Genomic DNA, 7,052 nt, shown 5'->3' with positions numbered 1-7,052 from the left:
CGCACCCGAATTACGAAGGCATGGTTGCCGGTTACACGAAGATTGACAACAGCGAGTACGAGACGCACTTCTCCAACAGATGGATGGAGTTGTACGGCGACCGCCACCTCGGGTCTATGGAGTTGTGCATGAGCACGTTCCAATACGAGTACGACGACGTGTGGCCTCCTCTCATGGAGAAGCTGGAAACGTGGATTGAGACGAATGACGCAGACCTAGAAGCGACGAAGCAGGCGTGAGCCGCGTGGCGAAGATCGGCTGTCGCTAGGAATGGGCTAGGCGGGCTGACCACGCATAGGCAGGCGCCCAGCACCTACGCTGGCTTGCAGGCAGGCGAACGGCAAACAGGGAAACTGGTGACGTTAGCGCAATAGTGGGGTTAGTGCGTTAGTCTGGGAGTCGTGGCGTCCCAATGGCCGATACCCTCCTACACATACACACCTCCCACTAACGCACTAACAACAACTACTTTTTTGTATGTAAAGCCATGCTGCGTAAGGGTTTGCGGCGTTAGTGGCGGCGCCACTAACGGCCACTAGGGCACTTGCATGGTGTGGCCATCTAATCATTCCAGAAGCTCGTAGCCGCCCTTATAGCGGCCCTCGATTCTTCGCTTTGCCTGGAGAAGTCGACTCGAAGAACGCGATACGCGCTGCCGTGGTAGTTGTAGCCTTCGCCGACCTTGCTCTTGTCTACCTCCATCAGATTGCCGGCTGCGATAAGACTGTGCAGCGTCAAGTCGAGTGCGGCTGTTGCGCCGGACTTGTGGCCACCGAACTGGGCAAGTTTCTGTGTCATGGTCTGCAGGTAGGCGCGGGGCACAATTGAGTTGAGGCGCATGCTCTCAAAGGACTTCTCGTAGCGTTCCGAGACCTTTTCCTGCGTCAGGAATCGACGGCACACGTCCAAGACCTTCTGCTCCCGCGCGTGGTCATCCGTGCCAATGTCACCGCTGTCGAGACGGTTGAGGAATAACGCAATGTCGCGCTCAACCAGACCAATCGCCCAGCTGAAATGATCGGTTGTTACGCGGGGATATGTCGGGTTATCCGCCGCCGCCAGTTCTTCATCATGTCGCGCGGGTCTTTGATGTGCCCTGTGTCGCCCCAAGACGGAAAGACGTGCGGATTGCCGTCGAGGCGCTGGCGCGTGGTCAGCAGTTCCACAGCCTGCGACGACAAAGGTAACCACACCGGATTCCGGTTCTTCGGGTCAGGGATGTACCACCAGCAGTTTTCCGGGTCGTCCCTTTCGATGCTGACTCTGTCCCACGTTAGCGAGGATGCCTCGCCAATGCGCGCGCCGGTCAGCATGAGGAACATCACAAGATCGATACTTGACCACGTATCTCGGTTGTAGACGTTGGCGCGCGCCTGCGTGAGCATGTGCCACACCGCGCCGACCTTCTTCTCGTCAATGTCCGACGTGCGTGGCTGCAACTCGATCCAGTCATCTTTAAGCGCGCCGACAGGATTGTGCAGGATGAGCGGGGTGCCGTCGTGCTTCTTATACTGCCGACCGGCATAGTTGATGAGAGCGCGAAGAATACTGAAAGCCTGATTGGCTTGCGATGGTGCTGGCCCCTTGCCCGTTGTGCCCTTCGTCATAATCTCGCGGTAACGCTTGCGGCAGTCATCCTCGGTGATGCCGGCGATAGGCTTGTGCTCCCATGCCTTGAAGGTTGTGGTCACGTGGCGCTCAATCTCGGCCTTGCTACCGTCCTTCAGCTTGCCCGGACGCCCCATGTATGCGTCTGCGACGTGGCGCAGCGTCACCTTGGCCGCCTCGTCCGCCTTCTTCACGTCGCGCGGATCGACTCCTTCGCGCATATCCTGCAAGATGCGCCGCGCCTTCTCCCGCCCTCGTATTCGGTGAGCTGCCCGTAAGGTCCAATCGTGAAGCAGACCGCTTTGCCTCTGACGCGGCCTTGCGCGACGAACACGCGCTTGCCCGCAGCAGTGACGCGCAGCCCGTAACCCTTCAGCGCGTCGTCCCAATGAATCTCATAACCCGTCACCGGTGCCTGCACCTTGTCGATGTAGGTCTTTGTCAGCTTCGCTATGTCGTCAGTCCCAAGAGGCGCTCTTTAGCGCATGTTTAGCAATCTGGGACACGTTACGACAAGCTACGCCAAACGCGCAACGATGGTACGTCGTTGATTTAAAAGAGGTTAGTGGCTAGGCGAAGCTAGGCCAAGCAACGCAAAGTCAGCACACACAAAACTTGAAAACTGCCGATGGGGTGACCCATCCGTGAGTTCGAATCTCACCGTCTCCGCCATCCGAGGCACAAGGTCCCGGCCCCATCGCGGCCTTCATCGCGGCCTTCTCTCCGCCCTCACCGCCTTCTCCGCCCTTATTGCCCGACCTTATTGCCGGCCCTTGTTCCCGGGCACGTATCCGGGCCCTTGTCCCGCCCCTTCATCCCCCACCCACACATCCCAAGGCCACGTGACTACGGCCATATCCGCGCGACCATAAAAAAGCCCCGTACAGGGCGGGGCAACGACATGTCGTGGAGAGAATCGCCGATCGCCGATCGTCAATCTCAATCGATGGTGATCTTGCCGGTCTCGATCACGTTCTTCCAGCGCTGCAGTTCCTGGTTCTCGAACTGCGCGAACTGCTCCGGCGTATTGGCGACGACCTCGAAGCCCGTCTCGGCCAGCTTGGCGCGCATCTTCGGATCGGTCAGCGAGCTGACCAGCGCGCCGTGCAGGCGCGACTTGACGTTGGCCGGCAGTCCGCGCGGGGCGGCAACCGCCTGCCACGAGTAGACCTCGACGTCCTTGACGCCCGCTTCGGCCAGCGTCGGCACGTCCGGCAGCAGCGGCGAGCGCTTCTCCGAGGTAATCGCCAGCGCCTTCAGCTTGCCGGCCTTGATGTGCTGGATCACCGCGTTGATGTTCTGGAACGAGACCTCGACCTGGCCGGCCAGCAGATCCTGGATCGCCGGGCCGCCGCCCTTGTACGGCACGTGCAGGCCGGTGGTGCCGGTCTTCTGCCAGAACAGCGCCGCGGTCAGGTGGTCGGACGAACCGGCGCCCGACGAGGCGAAGCTGACCTTGCCCGGGTTCTTCTTCATATGGGCCACCAGGTCCTGCACGCTGCGCGCCGCCACCGACGGATTGGCGACCAGCACGTTGGGGGCGCGCACCGCGACCGTCAGCAGGTCGAAGTCCTTGGCCGGATCGTACGGCAGGTTCTTCTGCAGGAAGGGGTTGACCGCGTAGACGCCGATCGACGCGATCATGATCGTGTAGCCGTCGGGCGGCGCGCGCTTGACCATCGCCGCGCCGATCGCGCCGGTCGCGCCCGGACGGTTCTCGATCACGAAGGGCTGGCCCAGCTTTTCGTTCAGCGGCTGCGCCAGCATGCGCGCGATGGTGTCCGTCGAACCGCCCGGCGGGAACGGCACCACCACGGTCACCGGTTTCTGCGGCCAGTCCTGCGCGGCGGCGGTGCCGGTGGCCAGCAGGCCGGCGGCGAACGCGCCGGCCAGCACGCCCGCCGTCAGCATCAGCCGCGGCAGGCGGCGCACACAGGTTTGCGCGGTCGCGGCGGCGCCGCGCAGGAAGTGGGTCTTGCTCATGTTGTCTCCTGAATCTCTGCTCGTGGTCGAGCTGCGGTCGTTAGATGACGTCGTTTCGATGTCGTCGCTTCGACGACGGTGTTTCGGATACCGGCGGCGATGCCGCCGAATCCCGCTACCGCACCATGCACGGCGCCTTGTTGTCGAATTTCCAGCCCGGGATCAGGAACTGCATCGCCACCGCGTCGTCGCGCGCCCCCAGTCCCATGTTGCGATAGGTCTGATGGGCCTTCTCCAGCTCGGCCATGTCGATCTCGACGCCGAGGCCGGGGCGCTTGGGCACCTGCACCATGCCGCCTTCGATCTTCAGCGGCTCCTTGGTCAGGCGCTGGCCGTCCTGCCAGATCCAGTGCGTGTCGATCGCGGTGACACGCCCCGGCGCGGCCGCGGCCACATGGGTGAACATCGCCAGCGAGATATCGAAGTGGTTGTTCGAATGCGAGCCCCATGTGAGCCCCCACTCCGCGCACATCTGCGCGACGCGCACCGAGCCCTGCATGGTCCAGAAGTGCGGATCGGCCAGCGGAATGTCGACCGACTGCAGCCGCACGGCATGGCCCATCTGCCGCCAGTCGGTGGCGATCATGTTGGTCGCGGTCGGCAGCCCGGTGGCGGTGCGGAATTCGGCCATGATCTCGCGGCCCGAATAGCCGTCCTCGGCGCCGCACGGGTCCTCGGCGTAGGCGAGCACGCCATGCTTGTCGCGGCACAGCCGGACCGCCTCGGCCAGCGACCAGGCGCCGTTCGGATCGAGCGTGATGCGGGCCGTGGGAAAGCGCTCGGCCAGCGCGACGATCGCTTCCATTTCCTCGTCGCCGCGCAGCACGCCGCCCTTGAGCTTGAAGTCGTTGAAACCGTAGCGCTGGTAGGCGGCCTCGGCCAGGCGCACCACCGCCTCGGGCGTCATCGCCTCCTCGTTGCGCAGCCGGAACCAGGCATCGTCGGCATCGGCTTCCTGGCGATACGGCAGCGTGGTGCGCTTGCGGTCGCCGATATAGAACAGGTAGCCCAGCATCTCGACGGCGTCGCGCTGCTGCCCTTCGCCGAGCAGCGCGGCGACCGGCACGTCCAGGTGCTTGCCCAGCAGGTCGAGCAGCGCCGCTTCCAGCGCGGTGACCGCATGGATCGTGATGCGCAGGTCGAAGGTCTGCAGGCCGCGCCCGCCCGCATCGCGGCTGGCGAAGGCCTGCCGCACGCGATTGAGCACCGCCTGGTAGGCGCCGATCGGCTGGCCGACCACCAGCGGGCGGGCGTCTTCCAGCGTCTGCCGGATACCCTCGCCGCCCGGCACCTCGCCGACGCCGGTACGGCCGGCGCTGTCCTTGAGCAGCACCACGTTGCGCGTGAAGAAGGGACCGTGGGCGCCCGACAGGTTCATCAGCATGCTGTCGTGGCCGGCGACCGGGATCACGGTCAGTTCGGTGACGACGGGCGTGGCGCCCGGCGCGGAGATCGGTTGGTCTGTCATGAAGCGTCTCGGAATGCTGTCTCGGATGGCTTTTTGTCGCCCGGCTCCGGGGCACACCCGATGGTGGCACGGAGCGGGACGAGGTAAAGTCGGTTATCAGTCGTCGTATAACTTACGACGCAGTATAATGAGCCGTTCCAGAACCGGTCAAGCACCGTACTTACCCTATGAAAGCCTCGACCTTGGCCCCCACTCCGCTTCGCCGCCGCGGCCGCACGCTGGCCGAAGAAGCGGTCGCCAGCCTGACCGACAGCATTCGCCAGGGCACGCTGCGCCCCGGCGACAAGCTGCCCACCGAATCGGAAATCATGGCCACGCTCGGCGTCAGCCGCACCGTGGTGCGCGAGGCGCTGTCCCGCCTGCAGGCGAGCGGCCTGGTCGAGACCCGCCACGGCATCGGTACCTTCGTGCTGACCCCGCCCCCGGCCGAATCGGGCTCTCCCTTCCGCATCGATCCGTCGGCCATGGTCACGGCGATGGACGTGCTGGCGATGCTGGAATTCCGCGTCAGCATCGAAGCCGAAGCCGCCGGGCTGGCGGCCGTGCGGCGCAGTGACGCCGATCTGGCCGAGATGCGGCGCGCGCTGGACGAGCTGAAGCGCACCGCCGCTTCCGGCGGCGATTCGGTCGCCTCCGACTTCGCCTTCCACCTGGCCGTCGCGCGCGCCACCGGCAACCGCTACTTCAGCGAGATGCTCGGCCATCTCGGCGCCTCGGTGATCCCGCGCGGCCGGCTGCACGTCACGCCCGGCGACCGCGAGCAATATCTGGAACGGGTCAACTTCGAGCACGACAGCATCTACGACGCGATCGAGCGCCGCGACCCCGATGGCGCCAAGGCGGCGATGCGCATGCATCTGACCAACAGCCGCGAACGCCTGCGCAAGGCATCGGCAGCGGCCGCCAGCACCCCTGCCTGACCCCGGCACGCCGGCGCCGAGGGTTAACCCCCGGCGCCGGGCTCTTGCGCCTTAGTTGTACGATGTCTTATGATGACGTTCATCGAGCGGCGCCTCGGCTTCCTTGTCCCGGCGCCGCCACCGTCCAACGTTGCGCATTCGGGCACGCCGCCCGGCCTTTTCATCGGAAACCACCATGTCCCTGAACCCCCAAGACCTCAAACAGATCATCAGCGCCGGCCTGCTGTCGTTCCCGGTGACCGATTTCGACGCCAACGGCGACTTCGCCGCGGCCTCCTACGCCAAGCGTCTCGAATGGCTCGCCCCGTACGGCGCCAGCGCGCTGTTCGCCGCCGGCGGCACCGGCGAGTTCTTCTCGCTGGCCCCGAACGAGTACAGCGACATCATCCGCACCGCGGTCGATACCTGCCGCGGCAAGGTGCCGATCATCGCCGGCGCCGGCGGCCCGACCCGCGTCGCGATCGCCTATGCGCAGGAGGCCGAGCGCCTGGGCGCCCACGGCGTGCTGCTGCTGCCCCACTACCTGACCGAAGCCAGCCCGGAAGGCATCGCCAACCACGTCGAGGCGGTCTGCCGCTCGGTGTCCTGCGGCGTGATCGTCTACAACCGCGCGGTGTGCCGCCTGAACGCGGTGCAGCTGGAACGGCTGGCCGAGCGCTGCCCGAACCTGATCGGCTACAAGGACGGCCTGGGCGACATCGAGCTGATGGTGTCGATCCGCCGCCGGCTGGGCGAGCGCTTCGCCTACCTGGGCGGGCTGCCGACGGCCGAGGTCTACGCCGCGGCCTATCGCGCGCTGGGCGTGCCGGTCTACTCGTCGGCGGTGTTCAACTTCATCCCGAAGACCGCGATGGATTTCTATCGCGCCATCGCCGCCGAGGATCACGAGACTGTCGGCCGCCTGATCGATACCTTCTTCCTGCCCTACCTCGACATCCGCAACCGCAAGCAGGGCTACGCGGTCAGCATCATCAAGGCGGGCGCCCGCCTGGTCGGCCACGACGCCGGCCCGGTGCGCGCGCCGCTGACCGATCTGAGCGAAGAGGAATGCGCGATGCTGCAACGGCTGATCG

The 7,052-nt window shown here is 65.1% G+C and carries 7 protein-coding genes; 3 read left to right on the top strand and 4 right to left on the bottom strand.

What is annotated here, in order from left to right; genetic code table 11:
- On the top strand, positions 1-239 hold a 239-nt coding region (locus tag AC6EI8_RS22655; protein ID WP_498382932.1), incomplete at its 5' end, for a hypothetical protein.
- 322 nt (positions 240-561) lie between these two features.
- Here AC6EI8_RS22655 and AC6EI8_RS22650 read toward each other — a convergent pair.
- From AC6EI8_RS22650 to gudD, 4 genes are all read right to left on the bottom strand, one after another.
- Positions 562-909 carry a hypothetical protein gene (locus tag AC6EI8_RS22650; RefSeq protein WP_498382931.1) on the bottom strand — a complete coding sequence of 116 codons (348 nt, stop codon included), beginning with the start codon at positions 907-909 and terminating at the stop codon, positions 562-564.
- A gap of 116 nt (positions 910-1,025) precedes the next feature.
- A complete protein-coding gene (locus AC6EI8_RS22645) occupies positions 1,026-1,838 on the bottom strand; it encodes a tyrosine-type recombinase/integrase (RefSeq protein WP_498382930.1) in 813 nt (270 codons plus the stop codon).
- 709 nt (positions 1,839-2,547) lie between these two features.
- Complete coding sequence (locus tag AC6EI8_RS22640) at positions 2,548-3,519, bottom strand: Bug family tripartite tricarboxylate transporter substrate binding protein (RefSeq protein WP_265633439.1); 972 nt, start codon at positions 3,517-3,519, stop codon at positions 2,548-2,550.
- 187 nt (positions 3,520-3,706) lie between these two features.
- On the bottom strand, positions 3,707-5,059 hold the full coding sequence (gudD, locus tag AC6EI8_RS22635) for a glucarate dehydratase (RefSeq protein ID WP_498382929.1): 1,353 nt from the start codon (positions 5,057-5,059) through the stop codon (positions 3,707-3,709).
- A 167-nt stretch (positions 5,060-5,226) separates the two neighbouring features.
- Between gudD and AC6EI8_RS22630 the strand changes: the two genes are divergently transcribed.
- The gene (locus AC6EI8_RS22630; protein WP_149317952.1) at positions 5,227-5,979 is read left to right on the top strand and encodes a FadR/GntR family transcriptional regulator; all 753 of its coding nucleotides are present in this window, start codon (positions 5,227-5,229) and stop codon (positions 5,977-5,979) included.
- A 175-nt stretch (positions 5,980-6,154) separates the two neighbouring features.
- The coding region (gene kdgD / locus AC6EI8_RS22625) for a 5-dehydro-4-deoxyglucarate dehydratase (protein ID WP_498382928.1) at positions 6,155-7,052 on the top strand (898 nt) is incomplete at its 3' end.

It is taken from the genome of Cupriavidus sp. R6-3, assembly GCF_059772245.1.
The sequence above is the reverse complement of the archived record's forward strand: the minus strand, read 5'-3'. Positions and strand labels throughout refer to the sequence as shown.

What these genes read in the sequence shown, in the direction of transcription:
- AC6EI8_RS22640 (WP_265633439.1), bottom strand. Translation starts at nt 3,519, where the DNA reads ATGCTGACGGCGGGCGTGCTGGCCGGCGCGTTCGCCGCCGGCCTGCTG.
- gudD (WP_498382929.1), bottom strand. Translation starts at nt 5,059, where the DNA reads ATGACAGACCAACCGATCTCCGCGCCGGGCGCCACGCCCGTCGTCACC.
- AC6EI8_RS22630 (WP_149317952.1), top strand. Translation starts at nt 5,227, where the DNA reads ATGAAAGCCTCGACCTTGGCCCCCACTCCGCTTCGCCGCCGCGGCCGC.